Origin of the sequence: Algoriphagus confluentis (assembly GCF_036245625.1) — a bacterium.
GTDB lineage: Bacteria > Bacteroidota > Bacteroidia > Cytophagales > Cyclobacteriaceae > Algoriphagus > Algoriphagus confluentis.
This window is the reverse complement of the sequence record NZ_BTPD01000011.1, coordinates 114,678-135,755: the sequence shown is the minus strand read 5'-3', so window position 1 is coordinate 135,755 and position 21,078 is coordinate 114,678. Positions and strand designations below refer to the sequence as shown.

Annotated in this window: 10 protein-coding genes and 1 pseudogene; 5 read left to right on the top strand and 6 right to left on the bottom strand. The window is 39.9% G+C overall.

What is annotated here, in order from left to right; translation table 11 throughout:
• Positions 1–16 precede the first annotated feature (16 nt).
• The 3 genes from AAA943_RS16785 to AAA943_RS16775 form a co-directional block, all read right to left on the bottom strand.
• On the bottom strand, positions 17–3,085 hold the full coding sequence (locus AAA943_RS16785) for a SusC/RagA family TonB-linked outer membrane protein (protein ID WP_338225434.1): 3,069 nt from the start codon (positions 3,083–3,085) through the stop codon (positions 17–19).
• A gap of 985 nt (positions 3,086–4,070) precedes the next feature.
• A protein-coding gene (locus AAA943_RS16780; protein WP_338225433.1) for an IS3 family transposase occupies positions 4,071–5,152 on the bottom strand; the annotation gives its coding sequence in 2 pieces (ribosomal slippage) (positions 4,071–4,900 and positions 4,900–5,152; 1,083 coding nt in all).
• Between the two features lie 97 nt (positions 5,153–5,249).
• Positions 5,250–5,546: a helix-turn-helix domain-containing protein gene (locus tag AAA943_RS16775; protein ID WP_338225432.1), complete on the bottom strand. Its 297-nt coding sequence runs from the start codon at positions 5,544–5,546 to the stop codon at positions 5,250–5,252.
• Between the two features lie 896 nt (positions 5,547–6,442).
• Between AAA943_RS16775 and AAA943_RS16770 the strand changes: the two genes are divergently transcribed.
• The 4 genes from AAA943_RS16770 to AAA943_RS16755 all read left to right on the top strand — a co-directional run bounded on the left by AAA943_RS16770 (position 6,443) and on the right by AAA943_RS16755 (position 16,119).
• Positions 6,443–13,138, top strand: a complete 6,696-nt coding sequence (locus AAA943_RS16770; RefSeq protein WP_338225431.1) for an MBG domain-containing protein — start codon at positions 6,443–6,445, stop codon at positions 13,136–13,138.
• A gap of 39 nt (positions 13,139–13,177) precedes the next feature.
• The gene (locus AAA943_RS16765; RefSeq protein WP_338225430.1) at positions 13,178–14,095 is read left to right on the top strand and encodes a PorP/SprF family type IX secretion system membrane protein; all 918 of its coding nucleotides are present in this window, start codon (positions 13,178–13,180) and stop codon (positions 14,093–14,095) included.
• 421 nt (positions 14,096–14,516) lie between these two features.
• Positions 14,517–15,257 (top strand): DUF3108 domain-containing protein, encoded by a 741-nt coding sequence (locus AAA943_RS16760; RefSeq protein WP_338225429.1) that lies wholly within the window; start codon positions 14,517–14,519, stop codon positions 15,255–15,257.
• A 250-nt stretch (positions 15,258–15,507) separates the two neighbouring features.
• Positions 15,508–16,119 (top strand): hypothetical protein, encoded by a 612-nt coding sequence (locus AAA943_RS16755; protein ID WP_338225428.1) that lies wholly within the window; start codon positions 15,508–15,510, stop codon positions 16,117–16,119.
• A gap of 527 nt (positions 16,120–16,646) precedes the next feature.
• On the opposite strand, the gene AAA943_RS16750 is transcribed toward AAA943_RS16755, so the two are convergent.
• The 3 genes and pseudogenes from AAA943_RS16750 to AAA943_RS16740 all read right to left on the bottom strand — a co-directional run bounded on the left by AAA943_RS16750 (position 16,647) and on the right by AAA943_RS16740 (position 20,479).
• On the bottom strand, positions 16,647–17,462 hold the full coding sequence (locus AAA943_RS16750) for a helix-turn-helix domain-containing protein (protein ID WP_338225427.1): 816 nt from the start codon (positions 17,460–17,462) through the stop codon (positions 16,647–16,649).
• Position 17,463: 1 nt separating this feature from the next.
• A complete protein-coding gene (locus tag AAA943_RS16745; RefSeq protein WP_338225426.1) occupies positions 17,464–19,797 on the bottom strand; it encodes an ABC transporter permease in 2,334 nt (777 codons plus the stop codon).
• An 11-nt stretch (positions 19,798–19,808) separates the two neighbouring features.
• Positions 19,809–20,479, bottom strand: a pseudogene (locus tag AAA943_RS16740) (ABC transporter ATP-binding protein).
• A gap of 263 nt (positions 20,480–20,742) precedes the next feature.
• On the opposite strand from AAA943_RS16740, the gene AAA943_RS16735 reads away from it, so the two are divergent.
• On the top strand, positions 20,743–20,958 hold the full coding sequence (locus AAA943_RS16735) for a hypothetical protein (protein WP_338225425.1): 216 nt from the start codon (positions 20,743–20,745) through the stop codon (positions 20,956–20,958).
• Positions 20,959–21,078: the final 120 nt, after the last annotated feature.

Here is a 21,078-nt window from a genome sequence, read left to right as displayed (position 1 = left end):
GTTTAGGAGTTTGAAATTAGAACCCAACGTTTAGACCCAAAGTGTAGGTACGGATCACAGGAGCAACATTATTGTCTACACCGAAGCTCAATTGACCCGAGAAAGTATTTGATTCAGGATCTATTCCGGAATAGCTGGTGAAAGTGAATGGATTCTGAACCTGAGCAAAGAATCTTGCATTTCCAACAGCTCCGTTGAAGGCAGACTGAAGTACTGAACTTGGGATAGAATAGCCTAGGATAATGTTTTGAATTCTTACGAAATCACCTTTTTCCACAAATCTGCTGTTTGCAGCTGAGGTCAACCAAGTATTAGAATCACGACCAGAGTACAATTTAGGAACGTCAGTTACCTGACCGCTTTCTGTCCACCTGTTCAAGATAGAAGCGTGGTTATTAGAGAAACCAAGACCCATCAAACCTCTCAAAGATTCGTTCATGATATAATTTCCTCCCGAGAATCTGGTAAAGATTTCGGCATCAAAGTTTCCGAACTTGAAAGTATTGCTCCAACCTCCTTGCCATTTTGGAAGGGTGTTACCCAAGAAGAATTGAGTTGGGGCGGAACCTGCATTGGTAGTTACTCCAGGATTTGCGGGATCATAAGCTCTCCATGCAGAAGCACCTACTAATTGCACGATGTTTTCGCCACTGTAGTACAATACGTTTCCATTGGCAGGGTTAACGCCAGCCCATTTAAATCCATACAATTGAGCTATTGGGCCACCTACTTCAGTTCTGTTGTAAGTGCCAGTCAAAGGCTGAACTAAGCTTGTTACCTCATTTTTGATAAAGGTGATGTTAAAATCTGTGTTCCAGGAGAATTTACCCCGGTTTACCACATCAGCAAATACCCTTAATTCCAAACCAGAGTTGACCATTGCCCCAACGTTTTGGTTAATACTGTTACCTGGAATACCCAAAGAAGGTGGGGTTGGAGCAGCCAAGATCAATCCGTCTACATCGTTATTGAAATAGTCAGCAGAGAAGGTCACTCTACCAATAGTCATATCCAAACCAACGTTAAACTTCTTGGAAGTTTCCCACTGCAAAGCGCCGTTAGCTACTCGAGCATATCCGATACCTGCACCAGCACCGCCCAGAACTGGAGAGAAACCACCAAATGCAGCGAAGGAACCAATGCCCGTGTTACCTACTTCTGCATAAGAGGCTCTGAATTTCAAATCAGAAATTAATTCGGAATTGAAAAAGGATTCGTCAGAAACTCTCCATCCTACGGATCCTCCAAAGAAAGTACCCCGCTTATTGTCTCCTATCAAATCAGAGATACCATCATTTCTTACAGTGAATGAAGCCAGGTATTTTCCTTTGAAGCTGTAGTTCAGTCTTCCAAAGTAAGAATCAAAACCTTGTTCAACATAGCCACCACCTGAGAACTGATTATTGTATGATCCTGAAATAAGATTTCTCAATCTGTAGAAATTGTCAGAAATGTCTGTTCCCGAAGCGGAGAAATTATAGAAATTGGCAAATTGATATTCAATACCTGCTGTAAAATTAATGCTATGGTTATCCGCGAGAATCGTTCTATAATTCAGGGTATTTTGCCAGTTCCATTGGAAAGCAGGGTTATAGGCCATGAATACTGATCCATTGGCGCTTCGTCCGTCTCCATGTCTTGGATCTAAAGACTGAAAATCATCTGCCAAGGTTAAATCGACACCGATTTGAGTTCTGGCAGTAAGTCCATTAATAATATCCACCTCACCGTATGCAGCACCCAATAATCTGTGTGCCCGGCTTCGGTAAATATTGTTTTTCAACACAAAACCGATGTTGGGAATATTGTTGTCTGGACCGGCCAAGTTATTTCCGAACCCGGTTGTAGCTCCGTTTGCCGTAACATTGAATCCATCAAATGCTTGATTGGCCTCATCATAAATAGGCACATTTGGCAAAGAACGAGTAGCATTATAGATTGCACCGGAAAGAGAATTAGCCCCATTGTTTAACCCGTTGATTTCAGTCAAAGAGTAAGAGAGAGAATTTCCTATTCTCACTTTTTTAGAAATGGAATGATCTAGGTTAGCCCTGAATGAATACCTTTTTAAATCATTCGCCACTATTGGGGATTCCTGGTCAGTAAAGCCCAGAGAAAAGAAATACTTGGTTGCTTCAGAACCTCCCGAAATAGAAACATTATGTTGTTGGGTAAATCCCTTTCTGAAAACAATGTCCTGCCAATCGGTATTAACGCCTGGTCTTGCGAGTTCTGAAGCATTGGCATTAGTCCTTTTCTCATTGGCAATTTCTACAAACTGGTCACCAGTTAGGAGATCAAAACGATCAACTTCTTCATTGATGCCCATCACAGTGCCATAGCTGACCTTGGCTTTGCCTGTAGCGCCTCTTTTTGTTGTAATCAAGATTACTCCATTTGCTGCTCTGGAACCGTAGATAGCAGTAGCAGAACCATCTTTCAGAACTTCGTAAGATTGGATATCTGATGGATTAATGTTTGCCAGAGGGTTTGAAGCATTTACGGCAGATCTATCACTATCCACTACAGGTACGCCGTCAATAATGATCAATGGGCTAGCACTAGATGTCAAAGAGTTTACTCCTCTGATTCGGATGATCGGTCTAGCTCCCAATATCCCATTTGGAGTTGTAACTTGTACACCAGGCGCTCTACCTGCCAATTGGGATTCGAATGAAGGCGTTACCAGATTTTCAATATCCTCACTGCTTATGGATGCCACAGAACCGGTAATTTCTCTTCTTTCCTGAGTACCATAACCGGTTACTACAACCTCGTTAAGAACCTTTACATCAAGGTCAAGAGTGACATTGATAACATTTGAGCTTCCTATGGGCATTTCCTTTGTCAGGTATCCCACGAAACTAAACACCAGAACACTGGCATCCTGAGGAACGGTGAGGGAATAAGTTCCGTCCAAATCAGTGACAGAACCTTGAGTTGTTCCCTTCACCACCACACTTACTCCCGGTACACCTTCTGGTTCTTCTGCCGAGGTGACCTTTCCTGTAATCGTTTTGGTTTGCGCGAGCAGCGACCCTATAGTCATCATGCCCATCGCTAAACCCAGTAAAATTTTCTTCATAGATTGATTGTTTGATTGATGAAAACTCAGCCGACAATATCTTAAAAGAAATTTTACCGAATTAGCGCTGTAATATTTTGACTTGTAACAATAAAAAGAATAATATTTTGAAATTTTTTAAAACTCAAAATTAACCTATAGAGAGGTGATTGATTTGAGTCCTCTGTTTTATAAAATTTTATAAAAGAACATAAAACAATATTAAATTTTAAAAATATCGACCATGAAATATAAAGTATTGATTCATGTATTTCAGGTGGGATTATTTTTGCTAGATTTGAAAGATTCGATTTTGAATGACTTGATTTGAAAATTAAATTTTTGTTTTCTAGATAACTTAAAAGGTTTCCTATGATAGATTGTTCATTAATAGAGTTATTTATAAAATTTAATTTGGTTTTTGAATTGGTTTGTTTTTAGACCAAAGACTAAAAAAGAGGAGAAAAAAAATAGGAGTTTTGGCACTCCTTAAATGAGGTTTAGGGTAAATGTCAGGATGGATTTAATTAAATTGATTTAAATTTTAGAATGATGATTTCTTGTTGTTTAAAAGCAATTGGTATTGGAATTCCTGAGGCGAAGATTTTTTATAGAGGTAACCGAGGAGTTGATTGGGTGTATTTTTTTTCTCTTGACGAATTGGTTTAGTAAAGTTTGGGTAATGCCTTTTCCTGATAGTTCACTAGCAGTTTGAATGAAGAAAGAGTTTGTGAACGATTCTTTTGGATCGGTGTGATTATAAATTTCACCTGCCATTTGTAAAGAAGCCTAAGGGGTTTTCTGGTTTTCTCCTAAAGGAATGTATGTAAGCTTCCCCGAAAATTGGGCCAGTCAAAAGTTTACTTTTCACCCGATAAGCGAAGGTAAGTGAATACTCCAAGCGGTTCAAGACCAAGGCGAGCGGTTGGCTTGGGCCAACCGGTCTTGAGCCGCTTTCCGCATTCACTTTTGCGCTGCTTAACGGTTGGAAAAGCAAAAGATATGTTCATGTTAGTTCTTCCAATAAGTCCACGGGAGTCCGATATCCAAGTGCCTCATGGGGCCTTTCCCGGTTATAGTCTTCCATCCATTCCATCGCTTTTTCCCTTACCTCATCCAGAGAATTGAATACATTGGAGCTAAGCAGTTCTTTTCTGACCGATCCGTTACAGCGTTCCACATAGCCGTTTTGCATCGGTTTTCCCGGCTGGATAAAGACCATCTCAATGCCCTTCTCCCTACACCAGTGGTCCAACAGGCGGGAGATAAACTCAGGGCCATTGTCCACGCGGATCATTTTGGGGAGGCCCCGGACCAGCTCAAGAAACTCCAATACCCGGATCACCCGTTGTGCAGGAAGTGAAAAGTCCACTTCCATGGCCAGCATTTCCCGGTTATAGTCGTCCAGAATGTTGAGCAGACGGAAGTGCCTGCCGCTCCACAGGCTGTCGCTCATGAAGTCGACAGACCAGACCTGGTTGATCGATTCTGGTCTATACAGGGCCTGTTTGGTCCTTGCCGGCAGCCGCTTCTTGTGTCTGCGCCTGATGTTCAGTCCGATGGCAGAATAGATGAGGTAGACCTTTTTATGGTTCCACGGATGGCCTTTTCTGCGAAGCCGGTAATGAGACTGCCAAAAGCCAATGGCAGGATGTTTGGCTACCAGTTCTTCCAGGGCCTGGATCACGGGCATGTCGTTTTTGGGTTTGGGTTGATACTGGAAAGTACTTCGAGGCACGCTGAGCGTCTTACACGCCTGACGTTGGCTCACTCCATGTTCTTCAACCATGAACTGAACCAGCATGCCTTTTTCGTCAGGCGTCAGAGCTTTTTTGAGACAGCATCCTTTAGGGCTTCATGTACCAAGCTTAGCTCTGAATACATCCGCTTCAGGCGGGAATTCTCTTCCTGAAGTTCCTTCAGCTTTTTGACCTCACTGGCTTCCATCCCGCCATAACGTTGCTTCCATTTGTAAAAAGTGGTGGGGGTGACTTCCATCTCGCGGCAGATTTCCTCTACTTTTCTGCCTGCCTCATGAGCTTTGATCGCTTTGACGATCTGCGTTTCTATGAATCTCGATTTTTTCATAATAACCATTTAAAGTTGATAAATTCAATTCAACTTTCAAATGGCCGACTTTTAGGGGAGCTTACATGTAAGTTTCAATTCGGCTTAAGGAGTTTTATCAAAAGCGTCCCTGGATCAGATTGGATTTTAAAGACTGTTTTTCTAATTCTTTCCTTACTTCCTCTTCATTGTAAAAAATCACTCCACCTATACGGGTGAAAGGAATCAATCTTCGGTTTCTCATCGTTTGTAAAGTCCCAGGTGAAATGGACAGTATTTTTTGAACATCACGTGACTTCAGCCATTTCTTTGGGCGGATTAGATTATTGGGTTCTGCCAATAGGGTTCGGATTTCATGAAGAATTTCTTGCTTAAGCTTTCTTAAATCCTCAACTGTGATCAGTTCTATTTCCATAGGTGTTTTTTGGGGAAATTAAGTTAGCAATAGCATTCGGTTTCAGATGGAATACCGGAGGGGGACATATTTTTTTTCTCAATTTTCCCATTTTCAAGTTTGGAATTGGCTTTTTATCTTTTAACTATATGAATTGAACTTGGATGAGGGATAATATTGCCACCCATCGATTGCAAATCATTGATGAAACTTAAGCCACCAATTATACTGGAGATTTTTGAAGTCAAATTACTGCTGGGGAGTTTATCATAGGCCTAATATGCAAAATGACACGGCAAGACAGCTCTTTAATCCCTACCTGGTGGGCTATCATATCAAACTGGTAAAGGGTCGATTTTTTTACTGTCCTCAATTTCCCTAACGCACTGGCCTTAACATACACCAATACGGGAATCATTCAGGATTTTAGATTAAAAATGGTTCACTTTTTTTGTCGAGCCAAGATTACATTTTGGCTTTGATTTTTGGAAGGCAAGCATTTAGACAATGTCTTTATTTTTTCCCTACTTATTGGACAGATGTCCAATAAGTAGGGAAAACTTCAAAAATAATCTGTCTCTTGGACAAATTTAGTCTATCTATATCATTCAATTGGCTCCAGAATTTTTTTGGAGCCTTTGCCAAACTAATTGCTTGATATCTGTATGCTTTTTACCCCTAATTTTCACTCAACAATCAACAATACCTTTAGAATAGATTATAAGCAGATTTTCCAATTCAATCTTTGGATTGGATTGTTAGTTTTATCAGTTTTTTCCTTCTCTATTTCAGGGTTTTCTCAGTCTCAAACCTATCAATTTCCTAATGAGCTTCAGGTGGGCGGTGGCTTTTGGACAGGAACTAATGAGATTTCGACAGTCTATAATGAAGGTACCAAGGACCCTTTGTTCCTTACTATGAAGGAATTAGGAGATCTTTCCTGCCAAGGACCCACAATTTATATGTCTGGGGGTAGATTACTTATCTTAGGCTGCGGGGTAGCAAACTCCAATAATTATGATAAAGTTTTTGAGTTCAGAAAAAATAGCGGGGAAGCCTTCAATGCAGAAGAGGTGTTTATTACACCTTCTACCTATAGGGCATTTTCTGATCAACCTTGGGAACTTTTGCCAAACGTTTTTATCAGAGGCTTCAAAAATAATGTTCAGAAAGGGGAAATCCATTTAACAAATCTGGTTCATGCACAAGTTTACAGGATAGATTTTTCGACTTACAGTGGTTTCGACGATATAGACATGCTCTATTTTTTTGTTGATAATCAAGATTTGTTTGTTGATGATCTTACTTTATCCCCTGTAAGTGTAGCTCCTGTTTTGCCTACTTTGACTACTGCGGCAGCTTCAGGGATTCAGAGTGATCAAGCTTTGCTTGGAGGTTCAATAAGTAATGATGGTGGAGCCCCAGTTACTTCGCGAGGAGTGGTTTGGTCGACCACTACCAATCCTACCATAACCTCAAATAGAGTAAACATAGGAACAGGAACAGGTTCCTTTTCATCCACAGTGACTGGCCTGCCAGCTAGCTCCACAATCTATGCCAGGGCATTTGCAATCAATTCGGCAGGTACGGCATATGGAAATCAAATTTCTTTTACCACACCTGCACGTTTGGTGGCTTCGATTTTGTCTATTACCGATGAATCCTGTCTGGGAAATGACGGCTCGGTTTTTTTGGGAGCAAGCGGAGGTAGAGCTCCCTATTCTTTCAGGTGGTTATTTGACAATAGTACATTATCAAGCAGAACTGATTTAAGTGCTGGAACTTATACCATCCGGGTAACAGATGCAGCTGGGGAGGTAGCAACGGCAATTGCCGTAGTCGGCTCTCAGGACCCTCTAAATTTGACATTGACTACAGGTAATGTCAGTTGTAACAATGGGAATGATGGATTTGCTTCCTTGGTGGTTTCAGGAGGTTCGGGGACTTATTCGTATTCTTGGTCGGTGGGAGGACAAACGGGTACAAGAATAGAAAATTTGGCTGCCGGAACGTATTCTGTAACGGTTACCGATCAATCCGGATGTCAGGCTATCAGGAATTTCACAATCTCACAACCCGCTCCATTGACAGCAACTCCCGGGGCAATTAGTCAGGTAAGTTGCATTGGAGGAAATGACGGGTCGCTTCAGATTATAGCTTCGGGGGGAACTCCTCCTTATACCTATGCCTGGGATCAGCCATTTGGAAATACAGCCAATTTATTTAATCTCCGGGCGGGGACTTACAGGGTAACAGTTACAGATTCAAAATTGTGTACTGTATCTCAGGAGGTGATAATTGCTGAACCTTCTATGCCTCTGATTGTTACCACCAATCCGGCAAGCAATGTGCTAAGTACCACTGCAACTGTTTCAGGAAATGCAGTTATTGATAATTCTGGTAATGGGGAATCCACCACATGTATTGTTCGTGCTGGATTTGTTTATGGAACAACCCCCAATCCGGATATCAATACGGGTACTGTTCAACAGGTCAATCCTTTTAATCTGGCGGGTTACTCGGCCAATCTTGTAAATCTTCGTCCAAATGCCCAGTACTTTGTCAGATCTTTTGTTGAAAATAGTTTTGGAAGAATCACCTATGGTAATGAACAGTCTTTCACCACCCAGGCCATCACGCTAAGTATTTCAGGATCATTTTCAGTCCGCCCAAAGAACTATGATGGAAATCTAAGTGCGGAGATAAACGGATATTTTCTTACTCTATCAGGGTTGGTGAGTCCGTTCAATTCGGTTACCCTTGAGAATGTAGTCGTTGAGTTTGAATCTGCAGAAGCCGGAATAAACAAACCAGTGAGAATTGTTTCAGCCAATATCACCGGACCGGACGCAGGGAGTTATAACCTTTCCTTGGTTAATTCCCCACTTGGATCAGGAACCGTTTTCAAACTCAGTGTTTCGATATCAGGCTTACAGGCAGAATCTAAAACCTATGACGGATCCACGGATGCAACCGTGATTGGAACGCCCCTTTTAAATGGTATTATCAATGGAGATGAGGTATTTTTATCCGGTACCCCGCAATTTGATTTTTTGAGCTCCAATGCTGGAAATAATCTGGAAATAAATGCCACCGGGTTCTTATTGATAGGCAGTGATGCGGCTAATTATGAGTTGTTTCCTCCGGTTTGGTTTGCTAATATCTTCAAAAGACAATTACTGATAGAAGATCCATCCATAGTTAAGCAAAAGGTCTATGACGGAACTCCAACCGCGTCATTTACATTGGGCAATCCGATAAATGTGGTTTCAGGTGATGATTTGACAGTATTTGGATCTGCTTCTTTTGAGGATAGCAATGCAGGAATCGGGAAAAGAATCAGTTTGATTTATACCCTTTCTGGAAATGATGCAGTCAATTACCTAGTCCCGGAGGCCTTCAGTATTACAGACGGAGAAATTACCCCGAAAGGATTAACAGTAACAGTTTCCTCGGAAACAAAGGAGTTTGGAGAAAATGACCCTTTATTTTCCTTATCCTACGCAGGTTTTGTTTCTGGTGAAAATGAATCTATCGTATCAGGAACTCCATCCTTTTCAAGAAATCCCGGTGAAAATGTGGGTATCTACCCTGTAACGGTTTCAGGATTGTCAACTTCCAATTATGAACTAAGTGTGATCTCGGGTAGCCTTGAAATCACCAAAAGGAGAATTCAGATCAATTTTTCTTTCCTCTCTAAATACTATGGTGATCTTGATCCGGTTTTGTCTTTCACTTCTTCTCCGGAATTGGGTTCAGTATTGCCTAATGGTTTACGGGTAGAATTGTTAGGATCCCCTCAAAGGATACCGGGGGAAGATATCGGCGATTACATTATTGATATTGGAACCCTAATAGATGCAAATCCAAATTATCTTATTGGATACGTAGGAGGGCTTTTGAGCATTTTACCAAAGCCGGTTCAAGTTACGGCTGATTCAAAATCCAAGATTTTCGGAGAGCTTGATCCTGCATTGACTTATACCTCAGTGCCTGCTGTTGGGGACCGTCTTCCAAACGGAATAGAGGTTTCTTTCACGGGAAGCATAGTAAGGGATCCTGGAGAATCCGTAGGGAACTATGCGATAAGACAGGGAACTCTTTCTAATCCAAATTTCTCCATTGACTTTACAGAAGGACAGTTAGAAATTCGAGCCTTGCAGGTGCAGATTATCGCAGATCAACAACGTAAGACCTATGGGGATTTGGATCCTGTATTGAGCTATCAGAGTATCCCTGTTCTGGGTACTCAACTGGAGAACGGGGAGATATTGACTTTGACAGGAGAGTTGCTAAGGGAATCTGGGGAAAATGTAGGCCAATATGCCATTAATCAGGGCACCCTTTCCAATCCGAATGTATCCTTGGTATTTACAGGGGCCAACCTGGAGATAACACCAAGGACAATCAGGGTCAGTGCCAATCCGGCATCCAAGGTCTATGGGGACTTAGACCCTATACTTTCTTTCCAGTCCGTGCCTGAATTAAATCAAATTTTGCCAAACGGTCAGGCAGTAAGTCTTACCGGAAGTCTTTCCCGTGAGCCAGGAGAGAATGTAGGTCAATACCGAATTCTACAGGGCAGTCTTGAAAATTCAAATTACACCATTGAGTATACAGAGAATCAATTTGAGATACTTCCATTGGAGGTTCTTGTTCGGGCAGATTCCAAGAAAAAAACATTTGGACAAGTGGATCCCACACTCAGTTATAGTGCTGTTCCTGCTTTGGGCAGTACCCTGCCTAATGGGATTGTCCTTGAGTTTCAAGGTGAGTTGGAAAGAGCTCCTGGAGAAGATGTGGGCTTATATCCGATCAACCAGGGTACACTTAACAATTCCAATCTAAGAATCAGTTACGAGCCGGGTACTTTAGAAATACTTCCATTGGAGGTTCAGGTGCTTGCCGATCCAAAGGTGAAGACCTATGGGGATTTAGATCCTGAGTTGACCTTTAGATCTATTCCAGCCTTGAACTCAAGTTTGGAAAATGGTCTTAAGGTAAGTTTTACAGGTTCTCTGAATCGTCAGACGGGAGAAACGGTAGGAAATTATACGATTTCTCAGGGGACCTTGTCCAATCCAAATTTTACAGTGGTATATACTTCCAATGTTTTGGAGATTAGACCTTTGGCAGTCCGGGTTGTTTTGGAAGACAAGCAAAAGATTTTTGGGGATCTGGATCCTGTGTTGACCTATACATCAGTACCTGCTGTAGGTGAAAAACTTCCTAATGGAATTCTGGTATCACTTTCAGGATCACCCATCCGTGAGCAGGGAGAAAATATAGGTACCTATAAAATTACCTCTGGTAGCCTTGCGAACCCCAACTATATCTTGGAATTTGAAGATGGAACCTTAACCATAGTACCATTCAAGGTTCAGGTTTCTGCTTTGCCAGCTGGTAAGATTTATGGCCAAATGGATCCATTCTTAGCCTTTAATGTAAGTCCACAATCGGGTACTATCCTTCCAAATGGAGCAGTAATTTCTCTCGGGGGGTCCTTATCAAGAACCCCAGGTGAAAATGTAGGGGTTTATAGCATAGTACAGGGGACTTTGGCGGGATCAAATTTCTCCATAGAGTTTAAGGGTGCTGATTTCACCATTAGTCCCAAGGCTTTGGAAGTTATACCAAGCCCTAATCAGTCGAAAATCTATGGATCAGCAGATCCTGTATTTACCTACCAAATAAGGGGTTGGGAAAGAAACGATAATCCATCTCTTCTTTCAGGAGCTATCTCCAGAGAATCCGGTGAGGATTCTGGAAGATACCGATTCAATTTAGGTAACCTGTCGGCAGGTAAAAATTATCAGCTAGTGATCGGGGAGGAATATTTTACCGTTCTTCCGAAGTCTTTGTTGATCAGGGCAGAAAATAAGAGTAAGATCTATGGGGACCCCAATCCTCAATTGACCTATGTTTTTGAAGGCTTGGCCAATGGAGATGTGAGCATTGATCAGGTTCCATTGATTTCAACCACAGCTGATGAACGATCCCCAGTTGGATCGTATCCAATAACCCTTTCAGGAGGGGTAGATAAAAATTATCAGATTGCGCTTCAGAATTCTACCCTAACAGTGACGGCCAAGCCTCTCCGAGTTACTGCCCAGGACAAAACCATGCTGTATGGAGGTCCTCTTCCTACCCTTACTTATGTATACGAGGGATTGGTCAATGGAGAGATTGGGCTAGAAACCGAGCCTACAATAAAAACCCTTGCAACATCCGCTTCCGATGTAGGAGTTTATGCCATTTCAATTGAAGGTGGAATTGGATCTAATTATTTGATTAGTTACCAAAGTGGTAAACTTACCGTTCAGCCAAGAGAGTTACGGATTGTAGCGGATTCTAAAACCAGATCTTACGGGGATAACAACCCTGATCTCACATATTCTCTGGTAGGTTTGGTGAACGGAGATATTGGACTTAAAGAAGCTCCTTTGCTACAGACACCAGCAAATCAGAGCTCTGGAGTAGGAACTTATCCGATTTTAGTTTCCGGAGGTGTTGATAGTAATTATTCTCTGATTTATCAAAATGGGACCTTAGAGGTCAATCCTTCTGTACTTTTGGTCTCTGCATTGCCTTCAAGTAAAATTTTTGGGCAAGCTGATCCTGAGCTTCGTTTCCAGGTTCAAGGATTTAAACTTCAGGACGGTTTGGAATTAGGGGAAGGCCTCTTGGTTAGAGATCCCGGTGAAGCAGTTGGAAGTTATGACATCAAGCAAGGATCCTTGGAATTTGGTCTTAATTATACAATCAATTTCACTAAGGGTAAGTTTGATATCCTACCAGCAGAAGTGGTTTCTGTCACACCACCGACATTAATTCAGACCCCATGGGGAATTTCTCCTGACTTACCGTCTACCCTTACTGTATTGACACAAGGAGGAATGGAATTCACCCTTGGAGTTTCATGGAATTCTCTACCGCTTAATGTTTTCGCAAGGGGTCTCTATATTCTTTCTGGAGAATTAATTCTGAGCTCAGGAATTAAAAACTCGGCTCTTATACCAGCCCAGATTCAGGTTCTAGTTTTGGCTAAACCTGCTCCTCAAGATCTGATTCTAAGTAACAATAGGTTTGTACCGGATCCAGATAATTTCTTCCAAGTTATTGGCAATTTCAGTGTAATCGATCCAATAGATGATGTTCATTCAATTGAACTTGTACAACGTGAAATGGATAATTACCTATTTGAAATAAAAGAAGGGATTCTCTTTTGGAGTAGTGCAAATCAGGAAGAAGGAAGATCCCAATTTACTATCAAAGTTCAGGTTACAGATAGGGACGGGAACACTCTGTTGAAGGAATTTACCATAATACGTGATAGGATCGATCTAAATAATCTAGTGGTATATAATTCATTTTCTCCTAATGGTGATGGCGTAAATGACACCTGGGGTGTTCCTGATTTGAGGTATTATAAAAATGTTAGGGTTCACATATTCAACCGTGAAGGAAGAAGAGTTTTCTACACTGAAGATCCAGATTTCAGATGGGATGGCAGCTTTCAAGGAGTAGATTTAGCTACTGATTCCTTCCAATGGGTTATTGAAATTCTTGAAACAGGCGAGAAAAGAAATGGAGTCCTCAATCTTATTCGATAACCTCCCTCAAATATCCATTCAGTTATTAATGCTTTTAAAATGAAAAAATTTCTTTCTTTTTTCCTTGTCTTTCTGGGTTTGGCCTTTCATGGTCTTTATGCCCAATCCAGAAAGCTCATATCCCAATATCATGCAATATCCGGGTATTTCAACCCCTCTCTTACAGGTTATGGAGGATCTGAAATAAAAGCTTTGGTTAGAAATCAGTGGGGACCACTCAATTCAAATCCAAAGTCTTATTTCCTTGGAGCAGATGTTGAATTTTCTGATCTCTCCGGAAAGGAATCCTCTGTAGTGGAAGGAAAAAATGCTATGGGGTTTGCCTTATTAACTGATACCCACGGTGCTTTTCGAGAGAATCAACTTCTGATAAATTATGCCACTAGGATTAGAGTAGCAGAAAAAGCAAATGTTAGACTGGGGGCAGGGGTATTCTATCAGGGAGTTCGACTTGATGGTAATCAACTTACTTTTGAGCAGCAAAATGATCCCAAACTAAGTGAATATTTGGGTAAGGTTTCTGATCAGCAGTTTCTGGACTTCAATTTGGGAATAAGTTTGACTCACCCCAATTATTATTTCGGTTATAGTATTCAACGGGTAGGTTCTGGAAGAATTTCAGGTGGAGATAGCTTTTTGGATAGATTTCCTAAAGAGCAACTTATTCAGGCTGGATATAAGACAATGTTAACACCGGACTTTGAAGTTTCAACTGATTTTTTGTTTAGGTCTTGGGAGGGAGGAAAAGACATTTTGGATATCAATCTAAAGGTCTTAATGAAAGAAACATTCTGGCTGGGATTTGGGCATAGGTTTGATTTTACAACGAATATTCAAGGAGGGGTTAAAATAAAAAGAATTAGTTTTGGATATGTTTATGAATTTCCATCTTCGAGTAATTACCTTTTGCCTGGAAACATTCAAGAGTTTTTGCTGACGTATCATGTTGGCAGGTGATAAGAAAGGAGTTTTTACTGATATAACTTGAAGATGCTGAAGTCGAAAAATCAAAGTAATTAGTTTAATATTCTAAGTTGGTGTTTTTTCATAATAATTATGTTGGGTTAAAAATCCCTCCTTTTGGGGGGATTTTTCTTTAATGAATCTTTCTATTTTTGAGTGCTAGATGACTTTCATCTGGTTAAATTTTGGTTTAATAATAGTATTAAGGGGAAGAAAAATTTTCTTCCTTTTATTTTTATAGCCTATTTTAGGCTAGGTCTAAATGGGTTTCTCCAATGAATTATTTGAAATTTTAAAAGATATTAAATAGTTGATATTTTTTTGAACCAGAGTATTTATTTTTATCAATATACCCCAATTTGGGTCATTCAATTGTTTTATTCAATTTGTATTATTGATTCATAAATGTCATTTAATGAAAAATTTATTCTTATTTGTTTTTCTTTTGATAGGGTTTCCTTGTGTATCTCAAGTAAAGGTTCAACCCGGAATGGAAATCTTTGATGCTAAATGGCTCACCGATCGAACCTGGAAAATGAATATGGTGATGGTGTCCAATGGTTCTTCCCGAGAATTGGGTATAATTCAAAATGACTGGAGAAAAAAGGGAGGTGAGTTGGAGATAATTACCCAGGTGGTTTTACCCGGCCTTCCTCCGCAAAGCTGGGTAGATTCTTTAACAGTTGATTGGCTAACCTTGGCCCCAATCCGACATAAGTCCGTAAATATGCAAAGGGATATTTTAATTAATTACGGAAGTAAGGTTGATGGATATTATTTGGATAAAGGCACTAAAGTTAAAACTCCATTTTCCTATTCTGTCAAAGAGCCTGTTTTTGATTCTGGTTTTTACCTTTCTTTATTTCAGCTTATGTTTTTGGAATCGATCGATTCTCCTATTGAAGTTAACATTTTTGATTTTAAACCGGAAGGAAAGCAAGGTGTACTTAAAGCTTTCATAACTAATGTGGAAATTGGATGGCATACTTCTAAAACAGGGGAGAAAATAGAAGTTTGGATTGTGGAGTCCTATGATACTATTGGCAATCAAAATAAGACCATTTCTTACATATCGAAATCTACAAGGAATCTTATAAAGCAGGAGACTCTAGATAATCAAGGTAATGGAATGATTCTAGAAATTATTTATCCATAAATAATTAATTGGTTCAAAATCATTATTTTTTAGTAATTATTGCTTGTATTTTTTTCAATTCTTATGTTGGAAAAATGTTAGAAATTGTGAATTATAGTTTGATGTTAAGTTGTTTTTTCACCCTGATTAAATCCGAAAGCCTCCTTTTTGAGGCTTTCGTTTTTCTGTATATTTTTGAATTTACTTATTTTTATGGTATATATTATTCTTTTTTACTGTAACATCTATAAGTTTTATGCATTATCCATATATGAAAGAAATGAGAGAAAAATTTTGGGTTCAGCTTTTTATAATCTATACCCGTTTTTTGTTAGGTGGAGGTTTTGTATTTGCTTCCATAATTAAAATTAAAGGGAAAAGATTTACAACCGAAAGCCAGGAGGATGCAGAATTTGGTACAGTTGGTCATTTTTTTGAAACCATGTATCAGACCGGAGAATATTGGCAATTTTTGGGATGGGCCCAACTCATTTCAGGATTTTTACTTATGACCCAGAAATTCAGTAAATTGGGTGCCGTTATTAATCTAGCCATTATCCTGAATGTGTTTGTCATTACAATTTCTATGGATTTTAATAACACCCATATAATCACATTCTTCATGCTTTTGGCCAATCTTGGACTTATTTTATGGCATTGGGGAGAATTAAGAATATTATTTAATCTTCCTTATGTTCCTCCGACACCTAACTTGGAAGAAAGTAAACCTGTTTGGATTTATACAGGTTTTACCTTATTTCTTTTTACAGCAGGATATAGAATATATACCGATTTTTACGATCCCATATTTTGGTTTTTAAGTTGTTTTGCTATAGTAATAGTAAGCTTTCTTTGGAGAATTTTGCTTTCCAATAATAAATGATCAGGAGAATCTTTCGGATTTTTTTTCCTGTAAAAGGAACCTGAATTTAAAGTCTGGATTAAATAGTAAATGCCATTGTATCAGAGTGTAGATTTTGACTCTTTAGTATGAAGGTCTAACAGTCCCTGAAAATTTACAGATGTTAGGTTTAGTTGCTGAAATGATCTATTTGTTTGGATAGGGAACAAAACATTAGAAAGGGACTAATCAAGGTTAGGAAAGGTTCATTTGTAACTTTGTTGTTTTTCTGTCAAGCTTCTCCTTAGAATTACTCGGTTTTTGGTATCTTTTCAGTTTATGATTTTTTGGAAAGTAAAATGTCCAACTTTTATCCTAGTAATAAACAATAGTAAAAGTCCCCCATGTTTTATTGTCCTTCTTAGGTTCCAGAAAGTAAGTCTAGATCCCGGAAAATTAGGTGCTATCCCGTCAAGTTTGTGCTTTGATTGATGGCTGCCTATTTTTAGACAAAAGGTTTAATCCCGGGCTTTTGCAGCTTCATAAGATCTGATTGAGGATACTGATTATTAGGGCTTAGATTCTCTTTCAATGACCGGAAGATAGATTTTTCTCAAACGATTATTTTTTTTGGGGGAGTCAAGAAATTCCTCGAAAATAAGCAAGTCTTTTATGGTGTACTTGCTGTGGTCCAACCAGGCGTATTTTAATTCAATTAATTCTTCAATCAGGGATTTGGGAGGATTTTTAGTAGTAAATGTGGCAAATTTACCCGATGGAATTAAATAAAGATCTTCCCGGAAACGGGAAGGAACTCTTCCGGTGATCTCAATTCCTGCCTGATAGTTGAGCCGGCCCAGAGGTTGATGGATGGCGATATGGTTAATGATTCCAAATTTTCGTCCAGTCGTTTTAAGGCCTAGACGGTCGCATTTGATTTTTGCTTTTTCAAATTCTTTCTCCAGTTCGGGGTGATTTAAATCGGTAATAATACAAAGAAGCTGGATTTCTGGACCATGGATGAGTTCAATGGTTTTGTTTTCTGAATATTCACTAAAAACCTTTTCGGGTTCTGCCAGGACCTGCGATGGGGTTTTTCCATAGAATTTTTGAAATGCTCTGCTAAAAACGGCAGGAGAAGAAAATCCACATTCCATAGCTATGGCCTGAATAGAGAAATTGGTCTTAAGCTTAAGAAAATGTAATGCCCGTTGAATTCTAATCCGTTGAATACACTGTGCCGGTGTTTCTTTGAACTCAGATTTGAACATTCTTTGAAGATGGAATTTGGAAAGTCCAACTCGCTGGGAAAGTCCATCCAAGGTGAGATTGGATCTAAAATCTTCCTGAATTATATCATAGGCTTTTTTTATCCGGTCATCCATATTAGTCAAGAGAAGTTAAAAGGCTATTGGCAGATTTTTCCAGTTTTGATTTGGTGTAGGCTTGCACAATAAACCATTGAAGGGCCATTAAGAATACGGCCGAAGGAATAATAAGACTTAGATTAAGCTCGGATTGTAGCTTTTGTCCTCTGATCATCATTCCATAAACATCTGCCAATACAGATGAAAGCCATAGGGATAAAAGAAAGGAGATTACTAGGGCCAGGAGTGAAGTCAGCATAAATTCTATGGAAAACAATCTGCCGATCATTCCCGAATTGCCACCCATAGCTTTGAGAATAGCCAGCTCAGATATCCTTTCCCGAACCGTAAGATTGATAATTACCAGTATTCCAATCAGGGAAAGAGCCATTGTGAGGATTCCCATCCCTTGAACAATTAAATAGGTAGGTTCAAAATGGTTGATAAGAGTCGTTAAGTTGGTTTCTATATCGCTTATTTTGGCATAATTAACCCGGTTTTTCTTCATCTCTTGTTCAAGATGTTTGATGCCCTGTTCAATTGTAAACCCATCCTGAAGCTCTATGGCTAAGGTATTAAAAGAACTAAGTGGCTTGCTTTCAAAGACACTTACCAAGCCCCCATTGGAAGGCATGGCTTCCCTTAGAATTCCTCCAAATGCATAGCTTCGTGATTCCCCGTTTTTTTCTGCCACTACTAAGGAGTCTCCCAGACTCAAGTTTTGAAAATCATCCTGTACCATTTCAGGATGAAGATATATGCATGCTGAACAGTTTTTTGGGCCGGTCCCTATGAGAAACATCTCTTCTTTAATGGAATACCCTGGAGAATATTTTCTGATTTTTGAGCTTAATGTTTTCCCTTGGTATTGGATGGAAACGGTATTGATACTTATTGGGCTGAAAGATTTGATTTCTTTTGATTGATTTAGAAATTCTGGCTCTAGGGTTTGAGAATCTTCCAATCTTATGGTAATCTGATAAGGTGTACCTGAAAAGAAGGTGTTAAAGTCGGTGTAAAACGAATTGGATAAATTAGCTCCTGTAAAAAATAAGGTAATCCCCAGTATCAGCATTAGCAAAAGCAGATAGGTCTTTAGCCCACTTCGTAAGAGATTTCCCACTCCATATTTTACCGAGGAGGATATATTGAGATTTCTGAGCAGGTTGATGAGTTTTACGCTTTTGGTCTGAAATGTAGATTGAATTGCCTCCCGTACAGTTACATGAGAAATTTTTATTACCGGATTCAACCCAATCAGTAAAGGTACCAAGCAAGAAATAAAGGCAACTGCCAGGTAATATTTTAAAGGGAAGGCCCCGGTGACCGGATCAAAATTTTGAACCATGGCAAAAAAGCCATTGAATCCTTTTGCGGTGAGTATACCCAATAGTAGGCCGATTAAAATACCAAGGCCTATGATCATCAAAATTACCAAGTTAAAAGAGAAAAATACCTGCCTGCTGGAGGCTCCCAAGGCTTTTAAAATCCCAATTTGAGGGATTTGAGGAAGCAGTAAAATCAACAGGAAAAGAGAGAATAGGGTCAATCCAATGATGAGCAGCACTAAACCGAAACTTTTTTGAAGAAATGAAGCCCCGTCAATTATGGGTTGATGAATATGCTTTCCGGGTTCTTTTATAGTGAGGCCGGAAACTATTCCTCCTTTTTCTTCCAATTTTTTTACTAGTTTTTCGGCTTCTTTTTTTAAGCCATCCACATCTTTCTGCTCAGCATTAAGCCTGAAGATAAACCTTTGGGCGTTTTGACCGGAGATGGATTCTACCAAATCCATTGCCGCATAGCCATAGGCTAATCGCTCCATTTGAGCAGGTGCTTGAAGTGGATCATGGACAGTTGCCATGATAGGAATGGTTGGAAGATCAAGATCGGTTTCTCTTCGAAGGGAAATTTCTTTAGCCTCACCTAAGAAGTTCATTGCATTTTTCTCAATAAATACTCCATGACTGTTAAAAAGAGAAGGATCCTTGAATCGGATGATATCCAGTTTTTGAGCTTCGGGATTTTCAATTCCATACAGTACAATGGGCATCCAGATACCGTCCTTGTTTTGGAATTCCAGGTAGCTCATTTCCCTTTTTTCAAATGTTCCCACCTGAAGAAAATCCTGCAAAATCCTCATGGTTCCCTCATTTACATTTTCTATTCGCAAGGAAAAGTCTGCCGGGTTGGAGGAATCAAAATTGGACTTGAAGTCCCTTTCAGTCATTAGGTAGGTAAAAGTGACACTACTGATCCCCCAGGATGCCAAACCTGCTGCCAAAATGCAGATTAAGATTTTTGATTTGGTGAGGAGGAATTCTTGAAGGAGTTTTCGGACTATAGCTTTCAAAGTGTTGGGGCTTAATTGTTGGATACTAGTTTACCGTCCACCAATTCAAATTTGTTAGTGAATTGGAAGGCTTCGGTTTTTTCATGGGTTACTCTTAAAAGTGTTTTACCCAAACGGTTTAAGCTGGAAAACAGATCATGGATGGATTTACCGGTTTGACTATCCAGATTACCTGTAGGTTCATCGGCAACAAGTAGAATAGGGTCGTTTGCCAAGGCCCGGGCGATGGCTACACGCTGCTTTTCACCTCCGGATAATTCATTGGGATATTTTTGGGATTTTTCCCAAAGACCCACCTGTTGAAGTAGATCGGCAGCTCTTTTCCTTCGCTCCGATTTGGGGATGGAATTTACCAGTTCCATGGCAAACAGAATATTGTCCATGGCACTCAAGGAGGGAGCAACTGGTGAAACTGAAAAACAATGCCCACATTTTTTCCCCTCCATAAAGCCAGTTCAGATTCTGTCATTTTTTCGAGGTGTTGGTTGTTGACAATAATCTCTCCTTGGTCGGCTCTGTCAATTCCGGTAATAAGGTTTAAAAGGGTGGACTTTCCCGAACCTGATTTGCCAATAATAAAGACATTTTCCCCTTGGGAAATGTCTAGGTTGATATTGAAGAGTGCGGGGTACTGGGAACCAATTCCCTGATAGGACTTGGAGACATTGCAAAGCTGAATCATGAATAAACAGAATTTTGTACAGGGCAAAACTCGGTTTTGAATCCAATATGGACTTTGCAAATCTTGCTATGTTTTTCAGAATTCTTGAGTTCCAAGATTGGTTTGATGGATTCTAGTAAATAGGCTGAATTGCTCTGATTATTAGAAAAATTCATAATTAAATAGGTTATTTTTTTCTCTTCTTTTCCCCCGATGGTGTTCTGCTACTGAATATTTAATTTTCCTTTTTTTCAGTTTCATGGTCCAACTAAACCACGATAATCATGATTCTTGAACAAGTCGAACATTTACGGCCTGCCTTGGGTGAGCCCAGTTTGGAGGAGGTGCAGAACTATTTTTCCGCACAGAATTTTCCCCGGGAAGAGGGAGAGGTTTTTTATTTCTACTACCAGGGATTGGGCTGGAGATCTGAAACAGGGAGTCCACTGAGGGATTGGAAATTGGCTGCTTCCCGATGGCTATGGAACCTGGAACACTGAGTTTGGAAGACTGACGCCGATCATTTCACTTTCAAATGGTTGATTGGACAGAGACTTCAAGAAAGGGGTTTGCTTTTCTTTTAAATGTCTTTTGTTGGCCATTTGTGATGCTTCCTGAAA

Bases quoted from the DNA above. Each gene is read 5' to 3' on its own strand.
- AAA943_RS16785 (WP_338225434.1), bottom strand. From the start codon at position 3,085: ATGAAGAAAATTTTACTGGGTTTAGCGATGGGCATGATGACTATAGGG.
- AAA943_RS16775 (WP_338225432.1), bottom strand. From the start codon at position 5,546: ATGGAAATAGAACTGATCACAGTTGAGGATTTAAGAAAGCTTAAGCAA.
- AAA943_RS16770 (WP_338225431.1), top strand. From the start codon at position 6,443: ATGAAGGAATTAGGAGATCTTTCCTGCCAAGGACCCACAATTTATATG.
- AAA943_RS16765 (WP_338225430.1), top strand. From the start codon at position 13,178: ATGAAAAAATTTCTTTCTTTTTTCCTTGTCTTTCTGGGTTTGGCCTTT.
- AAA943_RS16760 (WP_338225429.1), top strand. From the start codon at position 14,517: ATGAAAAATTTATTCTTATTTGTTTTTCTTTTGATAGGGTTTCCTTGT.
- AAA943_RS16755 (WP_338225428.1), top strand. From the start codon at position 15,508: ATGAAAGAAATGAGAGAAAAATTTTGGGTTCAGCTTTTTATAATCTAT.
- AAA943_RS16750 (WP_338225427.1), bottom strand. From the start codon at position 17,462: ATGGATGACCGGATAAAAAAAGCCTATGATATAATTCAGGAAGATTTT.
- AAA943_RS16735 (WP_338225425.1), top strand. From the start codon at position 20,743: ATGATTCTTGAACAAGTCGAACATTTACGGCCTGCCTTGGGTGAGCCC.